This window comes from Kitasatospora mediocidica KCTC 9733 (assembly GCF_000744225.1).
GTDB lineage: Bacteria > Actinomycetota > Actinomycetes > Streptomycetales > Streptomycetaceae > Kitasatospora > Kitasatospora mediocidica.
This window is the reverse complement of record NZ_JQLN01000005.1, coordinates 1,379,760-1,396,457: the sequence shown is the minus strand read 5'-3', so window position 1 is coordinate 1,396,457 and position 16,698 is coordinate 1,379,760. Positions and strand designations below refer to the sequence as shown.

Genomic DNA, 16,698 nt, shown 5'->3' with positions numbered 1-16,698 from the left:
AGACCAGACCGGTATCCGGGTCAGCGTACGGGACCGGACCGGGCGGGCGAAGGACCTACTGACCGATCACGGCCTGCATGACGGACTTGGCGATCGGGGCCGCGATGCTGCCGCCGCTGATCTCGTTGCTCGACGCCGCGCCGTCCTCGACCACCACCGCGACGGCCACCGGCGCGTTGTCGCCGACCTTGGCGTAGCTGACGAACCAGGCGAACGGCAGGCCGCTGTTGCCCTGGCCGTGCTGTGCGGTGCCGGTCTTGCCGCCCACCTCGACGCCGTTGATCTGCGCCTTCTTGCCGGTGCCGTCCTGCACCACGGCGACCATCATCTGCTGCAGCTTCTGGGCGGTGGCCGGGCTGATCGCCTGGTCCATCTCGTGCTCGGTGTGCTTGGAGATGGTGGTGCTGTTGGCCGAGCGCTCCTCGTCGACGAGGTAGGGCTGCATCAGCTTGCCGTTGTTGGCGATGGCCGCGGCGACCATGGCCATCTGCAGCGGGGTGGCCGCGGTGTTGTGCTGGCCGATCGCGTCCATCGCGGTGCCGTCCGGCGAGGAGTTGTTCGGGAAGACGCTGGGTGCCGAGCGGATCGGGGTGTCCACCGTGTTGTTGAAGCCGAACTTGTCGGCCTGGGCGAGCAGCTTCTGCGAGCCGAGCTCGGCGCCGATCTTGCCGAAGACCGTGTTGCAGGAGATCGCCAGCGCGTCCTTGAGGGTCGCGTTGGTGCACGGCTCGTCGGGGCTGTCGTTGTTCAGCTGGGTGTTGGTGCCCGGCAGGGTGTACGTCTGCGGGGTGTCGGTCTGGTCGTCGGGGCTCTGGAACTTGCCGGTCTCGAACGCGGTCGCGGCGGTGACCAGCTTGAAGGTCGAGCCCGGCGGGTACGTCTGGCGCAGCGCCCGGTTCAGCATCGGCTGGTTGGGGTCCGCGTTGAGGGACTTCCAGGCGGTGTCGTCGGTGGTTCCGGCGATGGTGCTCGGGTCGTACGACGGGGTGCTGACCAGTGCCAGGATCGCGCCGGTGCGCGGGTCGATGGCGACTGCGGCGCCCTTCTTGTCCCCCAGCCCGTCGAAGGCCGCCTTCTGGGCCTTGGCGTTGATCGTGGTGACCACGTCGCCGCCCTGCTTCTGCTTGCCGGTCAGCATGTCCAGCGTGTTGCGGAAGAAGAGCCGGTCGTCGGTGCCGGACAGGATCGGGTCCTCCAGCTGCTCCAGCTGGTTGCTGCCGTAGGCCTGCGAGGAGTAGCCGGTGACCGGGGCGTACATCGCGCCGTCCGTCCAGCCGGTCTTGTACTTGTACCGGTAGCCGTTGACGAAGTTGGACTGGGTGACCGGCTGGCCGCCGACGATGATGTTGCCGCGCGGGTAGGCGTACCGGTCGTACTTGACCCGGTCGTTGTACGGGCTGTTGGCGTAGCTGTCGGCCTGGACGCCCTGGATCCAGTTGGTGCGCAGCAGCAGCGCCATGATCAGGATCAGACAGAAGACGGAGACCCGCCGAATGGGCTTGTTCAAGAGATCGGGTCCCCTCCTCGTTCCTGGCGGCGCTGGTCGGTGCGGCGTGAGTCATTCAACCGCACCTTTCTTTACGCTCCGACCGCCCGGGTCGGTTCCGGCCTCGGACGGCGGGCGCTGTCGCTGATCTTGAGCAGGAGGGCGATCAGGGCCCAGTTGGCGATCACCGAGGAGCCGCCCTGGGCCATGAACGGCATCGTCATGCCGGTCAGCGGGATCAGGCCGGTCACGCCGCCCGCCACCACGAAGACCTGGAGTGCGAAGGCCGAGCCGAGTCCGACGGCGAGCAGCTTGCCGAACGGGTCGCGGGCGGCCAGGGCGGTGCGCAGGGCCCGCTGCACGATCAGTCCGTAGACCGCGAAGACCGCCATCAGACCGGTCAGGCCCAGTTCCTCGCCGAAGGAGCCGAGGATGAAGTCGCTCTTGGCGGCGAAGCCGATCAGCCAGGAACGGCCCTGGCCCAGCCCGGTCCCGGTGACGCCGCCGGTGCCGAAGGCGAACAGGGCCTGGCCGATCTGCTCGGTGGAGCCGGGCGGCGGGTGCGCGCCGAAGGCGGCCAGCGGGTCGAGCCAGGCGTTCATCCGGACCTTGACGTGGTTCTCGGTGGAGCCGACGAAGGCCGCGCCGGCGACCGAGAGCAGCAGGCCGAAGACGATCCAGCTGGTCCGCTCGGTGGCCACGTAGAGCATCACCACGAAGAGGCCGAAGAAGAGCAGCGAGCTGCCGAGGTCGGTCTCGAAGACCAGGATCAGGATGCTCAGCAGCCAGACCACCAGGATCGGGCCCAGGTCGCGCCCGCGCGGCAGGTAGAGGCCCAGGACCCGGCGGCTGGCCAGTGCCAGGGCGTCCCGGTTGGCGGTCAGGTAGCCGGCGAAGAAGACCGCCAGGATGATCTTCGCGAACTCGCCGGGCTGGATCGAGAAGCTGCCCAGGTGGATCCAGATCTTCGCCCCGAAGTCGCTGGCGCGGGCCGGGAAGAAGGCCGGCGCGGCGAGCAGCACCAGGGCGGCGGCCATCGAGATGTAGGTGTAGCGCTGGAGCACCCGGTGGTCCTTGAGCAGGACGATCACCGCGCAGAAGAAGGCCACCCCCAGAGCCGACCAGAGCAGCTGGTTGGCCGCGGCCGGGTAGTTGTTCTGGAGCAGCGGTCCGGCCTTGTCCAGCCGCCAGATCATCACCAGCCCGAGGCCGTTGAGCAGCGTCGCCAGTGGCAGCAGCAGCGGGTCGGCGTAGGGCGCGAAGCGGCGCATCACCAGGTGCGCGACCAGCGCGAGCGCCCCCATGCCGAGCCCGTATTCCAGCATCCCGGCCGGCAGCCGCCGGTCGAGTGCCAGGCCGACGTTGGCGTACGCCAGCGTCGGCAGCAGGACGGCGAACGCGAGCAGGCCCAGCTCGGTGTTACGCCGGTTGGGCGCGCCGGGGGAGTCGAGGCCGACCGTGCCGCCGGTCCGGCCGCTGAGCTGGAACACGCTCATCGGCTCAGCACTCCCCCGTGGCGCGCCCCACGTCAGGCGGTCGCGCAGTCGGCGGCCAGCGTCTGTTCCTCCGGGGTGAGCGCCGGGGGGCTGCTGGGCGCGGTGACGGGCGGTGACGGGGTGCCGGTGGCCTGGGCCGGCACGCTCGGCGCGGGCGTCGGCGCGGTCGGCGAGGGCGTCGTGCCCGCCGCGGGCGAGGCGCCCACCTTGGGAGCGGCCAGGAACGCGGCGGTGGTCGCGGCGGCCGGCGTGCCGCCGGTGCCGCCCGGCTTGGCGCCCTCGGAGATCTTCTTGCAGACCGTGGCCTGCGCGTCGAAGGCCTGCACCCGCTTGGTGGCGGCGTCCAGGCTGTCGGCGTCGATCGTGTTCTTGAGCTGGTTCTGCTGGTAGACCGGCAGGTACTTCAGCTCGACGTTCGGGTACTCCTGGTAGACCGAGGAGAGGCTCAGGCCGGCCAGGTTCTGGCTGATCCCGCGGTAGACCGCGACATGGCCGTTGTCCACGGCGACGTAGTACTGCCCCTGGGTCCACTGCCAGCCGCCGTACACGGCGCCGCCGACCAGGCCCAGCGCGACCACCAGGATCGCCGAGCGCTTGAACCAGCGGCCCTTGCGGGGCGCGGCCTCGGCCGGCGGGTAGTCCTCGGCACGGTAACCGGCGGCGTCGTACTCGCCGGCCGGGGCCGGCGGGGCGTAGCCCTCGGGGCCCTGCGGCGCGGCGCCGTAGCCGTCCTGGGAGTACTCGGCGCCGTAGCCCTCGGCCGGGCCGAAGCCGCCCTGGCCCTGGTCGTAGCCGGCGTCGTACCCCTGCTCGTAGCCGGGCTCGTAGCCGCCCTGGTAGCCGTCGGCCGGGCCGAAGGCGCCCTGCGGGGCCGGCGGCTGCTGGCGGCCGAGGCCGGCCGCGCGGCCGGCCGGGGTGTCGATGATCGCGTGGTCGGTCGCCGTCCCGTGCGGGCCCTCGGCGACCGCGCCGACGACCATCGGCAGACTGGCGAACTGCCCGCTGAGGGTGTCGGTGGCGCCGACCTCGATGACGTCCGCGACGATGCAGGTGATGTTGTCGGGGCCGCCGCCGCGCAGCGCGAGCTGGATCAGCTCCTGGATGGTCTGCTCGGGGGCGTAGAAGCTCCCGAGGGTCTCCTCCAGGGTCTGGTGGCTGACCGGGCCGGAGAGGCCGTCGGAACAGATCAGGTAGCGGTCGCCGGCCCGGACCTCGCGGATCGACAGGTCGGGCTCGACCTGGCCGCGGCCGTCCAGCGCGCGCATCAGCAGGGAGCGCTGCGGGTGGGTCTCGGCCTCCTCGGCGGTGATCCGGCCCTCGTCCACCAGGCGCTGCACCCAGGTGTGGTCCTGGGTGATCTGGGTCAGCGAGCCGTCCCGCAGCAGGTAGGCGCGGGAGTCGCCGACGTGTGCCAGGCCCATCCGCTCGCCGGTCCACAGCAGCGCGGTCAGGGTGCAGCCCATGCCCTCCAGCTGCGGGTCCTGCTCGACCATGACGCGCAGTCGCTCGTTGGCGCCGTGCACGGCGTCACTGAGCAGGGTCAGCAGGTCGGCGCGGAGGTCGGCCTCGTCCAGCGAGACGATCGAGCTGAGGGCCTCGGAGGAGGCGACCTCGCCGGCCGCCGCCCCGCCCATACCGTCGGCCACGGCCAGCAGGCGCGGGCCGGCGTAGCCGGAGTCCTCGTTCCCCTCCCGGATCAGTCCCTTGTGGGATCCGGCGGCGAAACGCAGCACGAGGCTCATGTTGTGCGTGCCCCCCTCTGGGCCTCGCGCACGGCAGCGGCAGCAGTGTGGCTGCCGTCCCGGCTGGTCATGGACGGGGTGCTGTCCCTCATGCGCTACTACTTCCGCAGTTCGATGACGGTCCTGCCGATACGGATCGGCATACCCGGCTGGAGCGGCGTCGGCACGGTCAGCCGCTGCCGGTCCAGATAGGTGCCGTTGGTGGAGCCTAGATCCTCTACGGTCCACTGCCCAGCCTGATCCGGGTAGATCCTGGCATGACGGGACGATGCGTAGTCGTCGTCGAGCACGATCGTGGAGTCGTGCGCGCGGCCGAGCGTGATGGTCTGGCCCTGCAGCGCCACCGTCGTACCGGTCAGCGAGCCTTCGACCACGACCAGCTGGCTGGGGGCGCCGCGGCGGCCGCGGCCCAGCTGCTGGGTGGCGTCGCGCCGCTCGGGCGCCGGGGCCTGCTGCGGACGCGGCGGCGCTGTGCCCGCGCCCGTCGCGGCCGCTGTTCCGGCGGCCCGACGGCCGCCCTTGGCGGTGCCCTTGGCGCCGAACATGTCGCTGCGGATCACCTGCACCGCAACGATGACGAACAGCCACAGCACAGCCAGGAATCCCAGCCGCATGACTGTCAGGGTCAGTTCTGACACCGGTGCCCCGCCCTACCCTTCGACCTGTCGGTAGATGATCGTCGTGCTACCCACGACGATCCGTGAGCCGTCGCGGAGCGTAGCGCGCTGGGTGTGCTGTCCGTCCACCACGATGCCGTTGGTGGACCCCAGGTCGAGCACCATCGCGGGGGTGCCGGGGCGGATCTCGGCGTGCTTGCGAGAGACTCCGGGGTCGTCGATCCGGACGTCGGCCTCGGTCGAGCGGCCCAGGACGCAGGCGGTTCCGGTGATCTGGTGGCGGGTGCCGTTGACCTCGATCCAGCGGCGGGTGCCGGCGCCGGCACCCGAACCGGGGAACGGGCGCACATTGCTCGGGGCGGGCGGCATCGACGGCATCGCGGGGGGCGAGTTCGGCGGCGGCGGGGCGCCACCGAAGGTCGGCGCGCCGCTCTGCTGCCACGGTGCGCCGGGCGCCTCGGCGGCCGGGCCGCGGCCGTAGCCGGGCTGCTGTTGCTGGGCCGGGGCCTCGGGGGTCTCGGTGGCCAGCGTGCGGCTGCGCACCCGGTAGAGCCCGGTGTCCAGGTCCTCCGCGCATTCGAGGTTGACCTGGAGCGGGCCGAGGAAGCTGTAGCGCTGCGCCTCCGCGTACTCCAGGACCATCCCGGACAGTTCCTGGCCGAGCTGGCCCGCGTAGGGGCTGAGCCGCTCGTAGTCGTGCGAGCTGAGCTCGACGATGAAGTCGTTGGGCACCACGGTGCGGTCGCGGTTCCAGATGGTGGCGTTGTTGTCGCACTCGCGCTGCAGCGCTCCGGCGATCTCCACGGGCTGGACCTCGGACTTGAACACCTTGGCGAAGGTGCCGTTGACGAGACCCTCGAGTCGCTGCTCGAACTTCTTCAGGACTCCCATGGGGCACCCCCTTCCAAGGGTTCTAGCGGTACTGCTCGGGCTTGATTGCGGTACTTCCGTACTGATCGTATCCACGCCGCGGCCATCTGTACGGTTCCCCGGCCGGGCCGAGCCCGGGGGTGGGCTTGCGCACACCCCTTCGTACGGGTGCCCCCGGTGGCCAAGAGGTACCCCTCGCCAACGGCCCTCACCCCTGGGCCGTTCCCGGCTCACCCGTACGCCGGGTGGCCCGGGCCTCGGTTCCGGTCGCGGCCCGGACAGACCTGTGCAGGTGGGCAGGGGGAAGGGATTCGTAGGTTCCCCGTGGAGCGTGCTAATGTTTCTCATGTCGGAAGGGGCGCCCGAGAGGGAGCCGAAGCCGGACGGAAGATCGAGAAGCGGGTCCAAACCGATTCGAAATCATCCGGACGATCGGTTAGCATCTACGACATCACCCATGCGCGGGTGGCGGAATAGGCAGACGCGCTGGATTCAGGTTCCAGTGCCCGAAAGGGCGTGGGGGTTCAACTCCCCCCTCGCGCACCATGGTCTTCGGACCATAAAGGCCGGTCAGAGCGACGAAAGTCGCGCTGACCGGCCTTCTTGTTGTGCTCGGCCCGGTGACGACGGCGGTGCGGGCTTCGCTCATCGGGCGGGCGGTGAGCCGGGGGCGCTGTGCAGCTCCTCCAGCAGGAGGCTGCGGTCGGTGATCAGCTCGGTGAGGATCCGGCGGGCGGCCCGCAGCAGGTCGGCGACGTCCGGGGTGCTGAGCGCGTACACCACGGTGTTGCCGTCCCGGGTGGAGCTGACCAGCTGGGTGCGGCGCAGCACGGCCAGCTGCTGGGAGAGGTTGGACGCCTCGACGTCTATCTCGGTGAGCAGCTCGCGCACCGGGCGCGGGCCGTCCTGCAGGAGTTCGAGCACGCGGATGCGTACCGGGTGGCCGAGGGTGCGGAAGAACTCCGCCTTGGCCTGGTAGAGCGGGACGGGCACCGGTCAGTCCTCTCCGCATTCCTCTTCAACCGCCCGGTCAGACGGTGAGTTCACTCTCGATCCGCCGGGCGTGGTGGCGGGCGAGCGCGAGGTTGGCCCGGGTGCGGTCGAGTACCAGGTAGAGGAAGAGGCCGTGGCCGCCGGTGCTGGTGAGTGGCCGGATCAGGTGGTACTGGTGGGTGAGCGTGCTGAGGATGTCCTCCATCGTCTCTCCCGTACGGCCCTGCAGTTCGACGGCCCGCAGGGTGGCGCGGACCACGTCGGTGCTGCCCGCCGCGGCCAGCGCGAGGTCCAGGTCGGCCGCGTGGCCCAGGGTGCCCAGGGCCATCCCGCTGCCGACGTCCACCAGCGCGGCCCCCAGCGCGCCCTCGATGGTCATCGCGTCCTTGAGCGCGTTCTCGATACCGGACATATGGCCCTCCTGGCTGATCGGATCGATGGCATGAGGGTAGGGAGATGGCCGGTGGGCACCACTCTGATGACTGAAACTGATCGCTATCTGCGCTCGGGGGCGCCAGTTCTGTTGACTAGACGTCGTCAATTGAAGACTTCTTCATCCTGATCGGACGGCTGGGCGGCGTACCCTTCGCCGCACCGGGGCTCGCGGCGGGCCCCACGGGACGGACGGAGTGGTCGCTCATGACGGGCGCGGTGACCTGGCGGGTACGGCCGGCCGAGCCCCGGGCGGTGGTGCTGGTGCTGCACGGCGGCCAGGTGGAGAGCACCGCGCCGGCCCGGGCCTGGCACCTCGCGGTGGTCCGGATGCACGGCTTCGTCCGGTCGGTGGCGCGCGAGACGGCCGGGAACGAGGTCGCGGTGGGCCTGCTGCGCTACCGCTACCGCGGCTGGAACGGCGACCGGGCGCACGCCGCCGCCGACGTGCGGGCGGCCCTGGACGCGGTGGCGGCCGCCCACGGTCCGGTGCCCGTGGTGCTGGTCGGGCACTCGATGGGCGGCCGGGCCGCGCTGCGCGCCGCCGGGCACCCGAGCGTCACCGGCGTCGTCGCGCTCGCTCCCTGGTGCCCGCCCGAGGACCCCTGCGAGCAGCTGGCCGGACGCCGCCTGGTGGCCCTGCACGGTGACCGGGACCGGGTGACCGACCCGGCGCAGACCCGGTCGCTGGCCGCCCGGGCCCGGGCGGCGGGCGCCTCGGTGGCCGCGATCGAGGTCACCGGGGCCAGCCACGGGATGCTTCAGCGCTCCGCGGACTGGCACCGCGCCGCCGCTCGGCTGGCGGCAGCCTTGCTGGACCTGCGCGAGCTGCCGGAGCCGGTGGCGCGGGCCATGGCGCTGGGTGGGGCCGACCCGGGCGGCCTGCGCCTGCCGCTGCCGACGTTCGAACAGTGGCCACCAATCCGGGCGGGCGTCGGCCCCGAATGAGGGGCGAGGAGATTGCCCGAGGCTGCCCAGGAGGCTCATGGTGAACGCGATCGTCCAGCTGGCCGGCCCGCAACGGCGCGGGCCCGACCTGGAGGAGCTGGTCGCCAAGGTGGCGATCGGTGACCAGGACGCCTTCGGTCGGCTCTACGACGCGGTGGCCGGGCCGGTGCTCGGACTGGTCCGCCGGGTCCTTCGGGATCCCGCGCAGTCCGAGGAGGTGACCCAGGAGGTGATGCTGGAGATCTGGCGCACCGCCGCGCGGTTCCGCCCCGACCGCGGAGCGGCGATGGCCTGGGTGATGACCATGGCGCACCGCCGGGCCGTCGACCGGGTGCGCAGTGCCCAGGCGGCCACCGACCGCGAGCAGCGGGCCGCGGCCTCCGCCCGGATGCCCGCCTACGACGAGGTGGTCGAACAGGTGGAGAGCCGGATAGAGCGTGAGCAGGTCCGTCGCTGTCTGCGCGGCCTGACCGAACTGCAGCGGGAGTCGGTGACCCTGGCGTACTACCGCGGCTGCACCTACCGTGAGGTGGCCGAGCTGCTCGGGGTGCCGCTGGGCACCGTCAAGACCCGGCTGCGGGACGGCCTGATCCGGCTGCGTGACTGCTTGGGGGTAGGGGAATGACCACGGTCGCGGAGCTGCACACGCTCACCGGTGCCTATGCCACGCACGCACTGCCCGAGGTGGAACGCTCGGCCTTCGAGGAGCATCTGGCCATCTGCCCGTCCTGTGCCCGGGAGGTCGCCGAATTCAGTGCCACGGTCGCCCGGTTGGGCCTGGCCGAGACCGTCGTCCCGGCGCCCGAGCTGAAGCAGCGGGTGCTGGCGCAGGCCGCCACGGTGCGCCAGCTGGCCCCGACCGTCGAGGAGGAGGACCGCCCGGCGGCCGTCCGCTCCCGGCGCGGGCGGATGCTGGGCCGGCTCGCGCTGGCGGCCTCGGTGCTGCTGGCCGTGACGGCCGGCGGGCTGGCGGTGCAGCAGCACCAGGACGCCCAGCGGGCCCGCAGCGAGACCGCCGCCGTCCGCCTGCAGTCCGCCGCTGTCAGCTCGTTGCTCACCGCCCCGGACGCGAGGACGGCGACCACCAGCTCGGGCGGTGGTGTCGGCACGGTGGTCTGGTCGCAGAGCAGGGACCAGGCGGCGTTTGTGGCCGGCAGCCTGCCCAAGCTCGCCGCGGACCACGTCTACCAGCTCTGGTACAACGACGCGGGCACCATGCGCGCGGCCGGTCTGCTGCCCGCCTCCAGCGGCGCGCTGGTGCTGACCGGGCGGATCGACGGCGCTGTCGGGGTCGGCGTGACGGTGGAGCCGAGCGGTGGCTCGGCGCACCCGAGCGGTGCGCCGGTGATGCTGCTCCCGTTCAGCTGACCCTGCGGCCGGCCGCTCGGCGCGGTGGCCGGGGGAGGAAGCCGCTGGTGCGCTCGGCATAGGCCGCGTAACCCGGCTTGGTGGCGATCAACTGCCGTTCCAGCAGCGCCTTTCCGCTGCCCCAGACGAGCAGGTAGGTCATCAACAGCGGGCTCGCCAGGGTGGCCCAGCCGTACGGCGCCTCGACCGCGAGCAGGTAGAGGCCCCACCAGACGCAGGCGTCGCCGAAGTAGTTCGGGTGCCGGGTCCAGGACCACAGGCCGCTCTGCAGTAGCCGGCCGCGGTTGCCGGGGTCGCGCTTGAAGCGCGTCAACTGCCAGTCCCCGACGGCCTCGAAGACCAGGCCGACGGCCCAGAGCAGGGCGCCGGCCAACGCGAGTGGGCCCAGCGGCGCACGGCCGTACTGCGCCAGCTGGACGGGCAGCGAGACGAACCAGACCAGCCCGGCCTGGGGGAGGTAGATCCACTGCAGGGCCCGGCCGCCGCGGCGGGCCAGCAGGCGTTCGTAGCGCGGGTCCTCGCCGTGGCCGCGCGAGCGCAGCGCGATGTGGCCGGACAGCCGCAGCCCCCAGAGCACCACCAGCGTGGTGACCAGGGCCCGGCGGGCCGGGGAGCCGTCCGCGAGGGCGCAGCCGGTGAGCGCCACCGCGCAGAAGGCCAGGCCCCAGGCGACGTCCACCACCCGGTGCCGGCCGGTCCGGGTGCCGACCGCGTAGGCCGCCAGCAGGACGACCAGTGCTGCCGCCAGGCAAGAGAGCGTGCTCACGAGGCCGGGTACCAGGCGTGCGGGGTGGCCGGGAAGCCGGACGTCCCGTCGGCGCCGGGGCGCACGGTCAGCAGCTGGTCGACGCCCATCCGGCGCTCGCTGAACGCCAGTGAGGCGCCCACCAGGTAGAGCCGCCAGACTCGCGCGCTCTCCTCGCCGACCAGGTCGGTGAAGGTGTCCCAGCGCAGCTCCAGGGTGTCCCGCCAGGCGTCCACCGTCCGGCTGTAGTGCTCGCGCAGCGCCTCGACCTGGCGAACCTCCAGGCCCGCCTCCTCCAGCAGCGCCACCGTGGCGCCGACCGGGCGCATGTGCATGTCGGGGGCGATGTAGGTCTCGATGAAGGCGCCGCCGCCGGGTGCGCCGGCGCCCCGGGACATCTGCTGGACGAGCAGCCGGCCGCGCGGCCGCAGTAGCCGGTGGAGCCGGCGGGCGAAGGCCGGGTACTGCGCGGCGCCGACGTGTTCGCCCATCTCGATGCTGCTGATCGCGTCGTAGGGGCCGTCGGCGATCTCGCGGTAGTCGCACAGCCGTACCGTCACCCGGCCGGACAGGCCGGCCGCGTCGGCGCGCGCACGGACGAAGGCGTGCTGGCGCTCGGCGAGGGTGACGGCGGTGACCTCGACCCGGTAGTGCTCGGCGGCGTACAGCGCCAGCGAGCCCCAGCCGCAGCCGACGTCCAGCAGCCGCATGCCGGGGGCGAGTCCCAACTTGCGGCAGATCAGCTCGAGTTTGGCGGTCTGCGCCTCGGCCAGGGTGGCGTGCTCGGAGGTGAAGTAGCCGCAGGAGTAGGCCATCGAGGGGTCGAGCAGCAGGGCGTAGAACTCGTTGGAGAGGTCGTAGTGGTGGCTGATCGCGGCCCGGTCGCGGGTCTTGCTGTGCGGGCTGCCGCGCAGTGCGGCCCGGCCGGCCGGGGGCGCGGGCCGCGCGCCGATCGCGCCGAGCCGCAGTGCCGCGGTGAGGGCCCTGGCCCGCTCGGCCGGGCCCAGCGAGGGGCGGCCGGCACGTTCGCGGGTGGCCTGCCGGATCCGGCGCAGGCCCTCGCCGAGGTCGCCCTCGACGTCGATGTCACCGGTGATGTACGCCTCGGCCAGGCCGAGTTCACCGGGGGACCAGAGCAGCCGGCGCAGCGCCCGGCGGGAGGTGACGGTGAGGGTGGGCGCGTCGGCGGGGCCGGCCTCGCTGCCGTCCCAGGCCCGGATCCTGATCGGCAGCGGGTCGCCGAGCAGCCGGGTGAGCAGCGGGGCGAGCGTCCCGGTGACGGTGCCGGGCGCCGGCGTCGAGGGCGGAGCGGCGGAGGTGGTGGACACGGTTCAGCTCTCCCTCGTCAGCAGCAGCTGCTGCACGTCCAGATAGCCCGAGCGGAAGCCCGCCTCGGAGTACGCCAGGTAGAACTCCCACATCCGCCCGAAGACCTCGTCGAAGCCCAGCGCGTGCACGTGCGGACGGTGCTCGGCGAAGCGCTCGCGCCACAGCCGCAGGGTCTCCGCGTAGTGCGCGCCGAAGCCCTGGCGGCCGGTGAGCCGCAACGAGGTGTGGGCGGACACGGTCTGCTCGATCGCCTCGGTGGAGGGCAGCAGGCCGCCGGGGAAGATGTACTTCCCGATCCAGGTGTGGGTCTGCTCGCTGGCGAGCATCCGCTCGTGCGGCATGGTGATGGCCTGCAGGGCGGCCCGGCCGCCGGGGGCGAGCACCCGGTCCAGCGTGCTGAAGTAGTGCGGCCAGAACGCCCGGCCGACCGCCTCGACCATCTCCACACTGAGCACCGCGTCGTAACTGCCCTCGGCCGAGCGGTAGTCGCACAGCCGCACACTCACCCGGTCGCCGTATCCGGCGGCGCTGACCCGCTGTTGGGCGAGCTGCTGCTGTTCGCCGGAGAGCGTCAGGGTCACCACCTGCGCGCCGCGGCGGGCCGCCCGCAGGGCCAACTCCCCCCAGCCGGTGCCGATCTCCAGCACCCGGGTCCCGGCGCCCACCTCGGCCAGGTCGAGCAGCCGGTCGATCTTGCGGTGCTGGGCCTGCTCCAGCAGCTCCCAGCCGGCCAGCGGCAGGCCGTGGTCGTCGGTGACGAAGAGCGCCGCCGAGTAGGTCATGGTGGGGTCGAGGAAGAGCGCGAAGAGCTCGTTGGAGAGGTCGTAGTGCCGCTGGATGTTGCGGCGTGCTCCCTCGGGGGTGTTGAGCTGGTCGGTCGGCCGGTGCAGCGCGTACCAGCGGCGCAGCCACTGCAGGCTGGGCGGCACCAGGGTGTCCATCGATCCGGCCATCACGGTGAGCAGCCCGACCAGGTCCGGGGAGTCCCAGTCGCCGGCCTGGTAGGCCTCGCCGAAGCCGATCAGACCGCCGGCGCCGACCCGTCGGAAGAACGCGTCGGGGTGGTTCAGCCGCAGCACGGGCGCGCCTGCCGCAGCGGCCACCAGTATGCCGCCGTCGGGGAGTTCGACCTGGAGCCCGAGTCGCCGGGCGACCTGGCGCAGCAGCCTGCGGGCCAGCGGTGCACGTAGCCCGGCGGCCGGGACCCGGGCCACGTCGGGCCAGCGTCCGGAGTCCGGAGCGGCGGTGGCGGTGCGCGGGCGGGGAAGTGTCTGGCTCACGGCAGGGGGACCTTTTCGTACGAGTGGGAGGAGGGGGACGCCGCCGCCGGACCGGGCCGGGGCTGCACCGGCAGACCGCGCAGCAGCAGCCGGATGCCCTGGACGCGGATGTGCAGCGACACCGCGAGGGTCGACCACGGGTGGCGCAGCACGGACCGCAGCAGCGCGGCCGGTCCGGCCGGGCGGGCCGAGCCGTGCACCGTGGCGGTGAACGGGCGTCCCCCGTCCAGCTCCAGATGGATCGTCAGGTCGAGCCGGTCGTCCGGCTCGGGCAGCCGCATCAGGTAGTCGCCGCGCACCGGGAAGAACGGCGAGACGTAGAACTCCTTGGGCGTGCGCGCGCGGGTGAGCTCGTCCGGGTGGAGCAGGTAGCGGTGGTCCTCGCCGTAGGTGTTGTGCACCTCGGCGACGGTGCACAGCGGCCGGCCGTCCGGGCTCCGGCACCAGTAGACGGTGATCGGGTTGAAGACGTGCCCCAGGCTTCGGGCCTGGGTGAGCATCAGGACCCGTCCGCCGCGCAGGTCGACGCCGCGGGTGGCGAGGAAGTGCTCCAGGTTGGCGCGCAGGCTCAGCCGTGGGTCGCCGGGGTGGTCGCGGGCCTCGATCCGGGCCAGCGGGCGCAGTGGCCGGGGCAGTCGGGGGAGGCGGTCGAGGTCGACCAGCCAGAGGAAGGTGCGGTGCCGGAAGGCATGCCGCAGGGGTGCGGTGCGCACGTGCGCGATGGCGCACTCGTAGAGCGTGGCGCCCCACGGGCCGGGCAGCGCGGTGTCGTTCACAGCGGACTCACCGCCCGGTCGAGCAGCAGCTGCGCGGCGCGGACGCCGGAGCGGCAGCCGTCCTCGTGGAAGCCCCAGCCGTGGTAGGCCCCGGCGTACGTGGTGACCGCGGTGTCCAGGGTCGGCAGCAGGCGCTGGGCGGCCACCGACTCGGTGGTGTAGAGCGGGTGTTCGTAGACGGTGCGGGAGATCACCTGGTCGCTGCGGAACGGGTGGTCCGGGTCCTCGTTGAGGGTGACCAGGTAGTCCTCGGGGGTGTCCAGGCGCAGCAGCCGGTTGAGGTGGTAGCTGACCTGGACCGGTCCTGAGCCACCGTCGCAGGAGGGCAGTTGGTGGTTCCAGGAGGCGCGGGCCCGGCGGGCGCGGGGCAGCGGCGACGGGTCGCGGTGCAGCACGGCCGGGTTGCGCGAGTAGTGGAAGGCGCCGAGCACCCGGGCCTCGGCCTCGGTCGGGTCGGCCAGCAGGCGCAGCGCCTGGTCGGGGTGGGTGGCGATGACCACGGCGTCGAAGTGCTCGGTGGGCCGGTCGCCGGCGCCGATCTCGACGCCGTCCGGGTGCCGGAGCACGGCGCGCACCGGCAGGCCGCGGTGCACGGTGGTGAGCGCGGCCGCGATCCGCTGGACGTAGCCCTGCGAGCCGCCGACCACGGTCCGCCAGCGCGGCGAGCCGGTGACGGAGAGCAGCCCGTGGTTCTCCAGGAAGGCGAAGAGGTAGCGCGCCGGGTAGTCGCCCGCGGCGCCGGCCGGGCAGGACCAGACGGCGGAGACCAGCGGGGTGAGGAAGTGCCGGGTGAAGTACGGCGAGAAGCCGCCGGCCCGGACGAACTCGGCCAGCGTGGGCTCGTCGGCGCCCTCGGCGCTCGGGGCGGCCAGCAGCCGCCGGGCCCGGCGGTGGAAGCGCGGAACCTCGGTGAGCATCCGCAGGTAGCGCCCGCGCACCAGGGCACTGGACTGCGCGAACAGGCCGCCGGGGCCGCGTGCCCCGGCGTACTCCAGTCCGCAGCCCAGGCACCGCACCGACATGCTCATCTCGCTGTCCTGGGTGCTGATGCCCAGGTCGCCGAAGAGCCGCAGCAGGTGCGGGTAGGTGCGGTCGTTGTGCACCAGGAAGGCGGTGTCCAGGGCGAGCGGTCGCCCGTCCAGGGCGGTGACCTGCTGGGTGTGGGCGTGGCCGCCGAGCCGCTGGTCCGCCTCGAAGAGGGTGACCGCCGCGCCGCCGCGCTCCAGCTCGTACGCCGCGGTGAGGCCGGCGACCCCGCTGCCGACCACCGCGATCCGGCGCCGTCCGCGGGCCCGGCCCGCGCCGGGCGCCCGGGGCGGCGCGGGCCGCGTCGTCGTCCGTGCGGCACTCTCGGGCACGCTGTTCACTCCCACCCCTCCGCTCTGCGTCGGCCCTCCCCTGGTCGGGGGACCGTCCGACCGGTATTCGCGGCCGGACCCGGGGGCGGATTGGTCACAGCCGGGGGAAGCCCGGAAACGGCTGCGGCCGCCCCCGCCCTGGTGGGCGGAGACGGCCGCAGCGGCAGCTGTTACGCGTTGACGCAGGTGTTCCCGAACGCCGGGTTGGCGATGCCGACCAGGTTGATGCTGTTCCCGCAGATGTTGATCGGGATGTGCACCGGGATCTGAATCAGGTTGCCCGACAGCACACCCGGCGAGCCGATCGCCGCGCCGTTGGCGGTGGCGTCGGCGCTGGCCACGCCGGCGCCGCCGAGGACGAGTGCACCAGCGGCACAAGCGAGCACAACGGCCCTGCGGAAGTCCTTCATGGGTCTTCTCCATTCCTTGCGGGATCGAACAGGGTCAAGCGAGAACACATTCCGTCGACAAGTGACCGAACGTGTTCCCATACTTACTCTTCGTCCTCGGAAGTGCCCTGGACTGTTACGCCACCCGTTATTCACCCGGTCGGCTGATCCGATCGTCGAGCAGGCCGCGCGACGGCCGCCGCGGCGGTCGGTGACCACTCGGACGGCCCCGGTTGGCGGCGGTGCTCTGCGCCGTCCGGATGACTGCCCGTGCCCTTCCGGCCCTGCCGGCTTGACCGGTCGAGCTGACGCCGTTTCACTTCAGCGTGGCTGCCGACCCTCTGCCACCGGACGGCCCTTCGTGTACGTACCCGATCTGTGCCCGTCCCGCTCGTAGGACCGAGCGCGAGGCTCGGGGCCTCCCCGTTCACCGAGTCGGAGGAAAACGACCCATGTCCCTGGATACCCCTGTGCCCGAAACCGCCACCGAGGCGGGCCTTTCCCGGCGCGGCCTGATCCGCAACGCCACCGCCGTCGGCGCGGTCGGCCTCACGGCCGGCCTGCTCTCCGGACTGGGCACCGGCAGCGCATCGGCCGATCCGTCCGACCCGGCGGACCAGCCCGACCAGGCCGCCGCGCCCGACGCGACGGGTGCGGCGCCCGCCGACCCCGAGACGCCGACCGTGGTGCACCTGCGCAACGCCCGCACCGGCGAGCTGGACGTCTTCCACGGCGACAGTCATCGCCGGGTCCGCGACCGCGAGTTGGCCGACGCGCTGCTGCGCACCCTGGGCTGACCCGCACTCCCCCGGTCGGCCCCGCGCCGGAGCCGACCGGGCATCTCCTGCCACGAATCTCTCGTCCCAACA

Annotated in this window: 17 protein-coding genes and 1 tRNA gene; 5 read left to right on the top strand and 13 right to left on the bottom strand. The window is 72.6% G+C overall.

Annotation, left to right across the window (positions count from 1 at the left end; genetic code table 11):
• Positions 1 to 55 precede the first annotated feature (55 nt).
• The 5 genes from BS80_RS20170 to BS80_RS20150 all read right to left on the bottom strand — a co-directional run bounded on the left by BS80_RS20170 (position 56) and on the right by BS80_RS20150 (position 6,232).
• Entirely contained in the window at positions 56 to 1,507 is a 1,452-nt protein-coding gene (locus BS80_RS20170; RefSeq protein ID WP_035799332.1) for a peptidoglycan D,D-transpeptidase FtsI family protein, read from the bottom strand.
• Between the two features lie 71 nt (positions 1,508 to 1,578).
• Positions 1,579 to 2,982 (bottom strand): FtsW/RodA/SpoVE family cell cycle protein, encoded by a 1,404-nt coding sequence (locus BS80_RS20165; RefSeq protein ID WP_035799327.1) that lies wholly within the window; start codon positions 2,980 to 2,982, stop codon positions 1,579 to 1,581.
• 32 nt (positions 2,983 to 3,014) lie between these two features.
• Positions 3,015 to 4,724 carry a protein phosphatase 2C domain-containing protein gene (locus BS80_RS20160; RefSeq protein ID WP_035799322.1) on the bottom strand — a complete coding sequence of 570 codons (1,710 nt, stop codon included), beginning with the start codon at positions 4,722 to 4,724 and terminating at the stop codon, positions 3,015 to 3,017.
• A gap of 98 nt (positions 4,725 to 4,822) precedes the next feature.
• Positions 4,823 to 5,362 carry an FHA domain-containing protein FhaB/FipA gene (locus BS80_RS20155; RefSeq protein WP_035799321.1) on the bottom strand — a complete coding sequence of 180 codons (540 nt, stop codon included), beginning with the start codon at positions 5,360 to 5,362 and terminating at the stop codon, positions 4,823 to 4,825.
• A gap of 12 nt (positions 5,363 to 5,374) precedes the next feature.
• On the bottom strand, positions 5,375 to 6,232 hold the full coding sequence (locus BS80_RS20150; protein ID WP_035799320.1) for an FhaA domain-containing protein: 858 nt from the start codon (positions 6,230 to 6,232) through the stop codon (positions 5,375 to 5,377).
• Between the two features lie 438 nt (positions 6,233 to 6,670).
• On the opposite strand from BS80_RS20150, the gene BS80_RS20145 reads away from it, so the two are divergent.
• Positions 6,671 to 6,757, top strand: a tRNA-Leu gene (locus BS80_RS20145).
• Positions 6,758 to 6,856: 99 nt separating this feature from the next.
• Here the strand turns inward: BS80_RS20145 and BS80_RS20140 are convergent.
• A complete protein-coding gene (locus BS80_RS20140; protein WP_035799319.1) occupies positions 6,857 to 7,204 on the bottom strand; it encodes an ArsR/SmtB family transcription factor in 348 nt (115 codons plus the stop codon).
• Between the two features lie 37 nt (positions 7,205 to 7,241).
• On the bottom strand, positions 7,242 to 7,616 hold the full coding sequence (locus tag BS80_RS20135; protein ID WP_035799315.1) for a hypothetical protein: 375 nt from the start codon (positions 7,614 to 7,616) through the stop codon (positions 7,242 to 7,244).
• 227 nt (positions 7,617 to 7,843) lie between these two features.
• Here BS80_RS20135 and BS80_RS20130 point away from each other — a divergent pair, with 227 nt between their 5' ends.
• The 3 genes from BS80_RS20130 to BS80_RS20120 are packed head-to-tail and all read left to right on the top strand — an operon-like array spanning position 7,844 to position 9,952.
• The gene (locus tag BS80_RS20130; RefSeq protein ID WP_051966823.1) at positions 7,844 to 8,584 is read left to right on the top strand and encodes an alpha/beta fold hydrolase; all 741 of its coding nucleotides are present in this window, start codon (positions 7,844 to 7,846) and stop codon (positions 8,582 to 8,584) included.
• 37 nt (positions 8,585 to 8,621) lie between these two features.
• Positions 8,622 to 9,209 (top strand): sigma-70 family RNA polymerase sigma factor, encoded by a 588-nt coding sequence (locus BS80_RS20125; protein ID WP_035799313.1) that lies wholly within the window; start codon positions 8,622 to 8,624, stop codon positions 9,207 to 9,209.
• Entirely contained in the window at positions 9,206 to 9,952 is a 747-nt protein-coding gene (locus tag BS80_RS20120; protein WP_035799312.1) for an anti-sigma factor, read from the top strand. The genes BS80_RS20125 and BS80_RS20120 overlap by 4 nt, the downstream gene beginning before the upstream one ends.
• Here BS80_RS20120 and BS80_RS20115 read toward each other — a convergent pair.
• The 6 genes from BS80_RS20115 to BS80_RS20090 form a co-directional block, all read right to left on the bottom strand.
• Entirely contained in the window at positions 9,945 to 10,718 is a 774-nt protein-coding gene (locus BS80_RS20115) for a DUF1295 domain-containing protein (RefSeq protein WP_035799309.1), read from the bottom strand. The two genes, BS80_RS20120 and BS80_RS20115, sit on opposite strands and share 8 nt — an antisense overlap.
• Positions 10,715 to 12,025: an SAM-dependent methyltransferase gene (locus BS80_RS20110; protein WP_035799300.1), complete on the bottom strand. Its 1,311-nt coding sequence runs from the start codon at positions 12,023 to 12,025 to the stop codon at positions 10,715 to 10,717. Before BS80_RS20110 ends, BS80_RS20115 begins: the two co-directional genes overlap by 4 nt.
• 3 nt (positions 12,026 to 12,028) lie before the next feature.
• Positions 12,029 to 13,306, bottom strand: a complete 1,278-nt coding sequence (locus tag BS80_RS20105) for a class I SAM-dependent methyltransferase (protein ID WP_051966822.1) — start codon at positions 13,304 to 13,306, stop codon at positions 12,029 to 12,031.
• Positions 13,303 to 14,082 carry a DUF1365 domain-containing protein gene (locus BS80_RS20100; protein WP_232246540.1) on the bottom strand — a complete coding sequence of 260 codons (780 nt, stop codon included), beginning with the start codon at positions 14,080 to 14,082 and terminating at the stop codon, positions 13,303 to 13,305. The genes BS80_RS20105 and BS80_RS20100 overlap by 4 nt, the downstream gene beginning before the upstream one ends.
• A complete protein-coding gene (locus BS80_RS20095; RefSeq protein WP_035802059.1) occupies positions 14,079 to 15,356 on the bottom strand; it encodes an NAD(P)/FAD-dependent oxidoreductase in 1,278 nt (425 codons plus the stop codon). Before BS80_RS20095 ends, BS80_RS20100 begins: the two co-directional genes overlap by 4 nt.
• 254 nt (positions 15,357 to 15,610) lie before the next feature.
• Positions 15,611 to 15,850, bottom strand: coding sequence for a chaplin (locus BS80_RS20090; protein WP_035799298.1), 240 nt, complete (start codon positions 15,848 to 15,850; stop codon positions 15,611 to 15,613).
• Between the two features lie 431 nt (positions 15,851 to 16,281).
• Here BS80_RS20090 and BS80_RS20085 point away from each other — a divergent pair, with 431 nt between their 5' ends.
• Entirely contained in the window at positions 16,282 to 16,626 is a 345-nt protein-coding gene (locus BS80_RS20085) for a hypothetical protein (protein ID WP_157536407.1), read from the top strand.
• Positions 16,627 to 16,698: the final 72 nt, after the last annotated feature.

Bases quoted from the DNA above. Each gene is read 5' to 3' on its own strand.
- BS80_RS20085 (WP_157536407.1), top strand. From the start codon at position 16,282: ATGTCCCTGGATACCCCTGTGCCCGAAACCGCCACCGAGGCGGGCCTT.
- BS80_RS20120 (WP_035799312.1), top strand. From the start codon at position 9,206: ATGACCACGGTCGCGGAGCTGCACACGCTCACCGGTGCCTATGCCACG.
- BS80_RS20130 (WP_051966823.1), top strand. From the start codon at position 7,844: ATGACGGGCGCGGTGACCTGGCGGGTACGGCCGGCCGAGCCCCGGGCG.
- BS80_RS20135 (WP_035799315.1), bottom strand. From the start codon at position 7,616: ATGTCCGGTATCGAGAACGCGCTCAAGGACGCGATGACCATCGAGGGC.
- BS80_RS20090 (WP_035799298.1), bottom strand. From the start codon at position 15,850: ATGAAGGACTTCCGCAGGGCCGTTGTGCTCGCTTGTGCCGCTGGTGCA.
- BS80_RS20160 (WP_035799322.1), bottom strand. From the start codon at position 4,724: ATGAGCCTCGTGCTGCGTTTCGCCGCCGGATCCCACAAGGGACTGATC.
- BS80_RS20150 (WP_035799320.1), bottom strand. From the start codon at position 6,232: ATGGGAGTCCTGAAGAAGTTCGAGCAGCGACTCGAGGGTCTCGTCAAC.
- BS80_RS20165 (WP_035799327.1), bottom strand. From the start codon at position 2,982: ATGAGCGTGTTCCAGCTCAGCGGCCGGACCGGCGGCACGGTCGGCCTC.
- BS80_RS20125 (WP_035799313.1), top strand. From the start codon at position 8,622: ATGGTGAACGCGATCGTCCAGCTGGCCGGCCCGCAACGGCGCGGGCCC.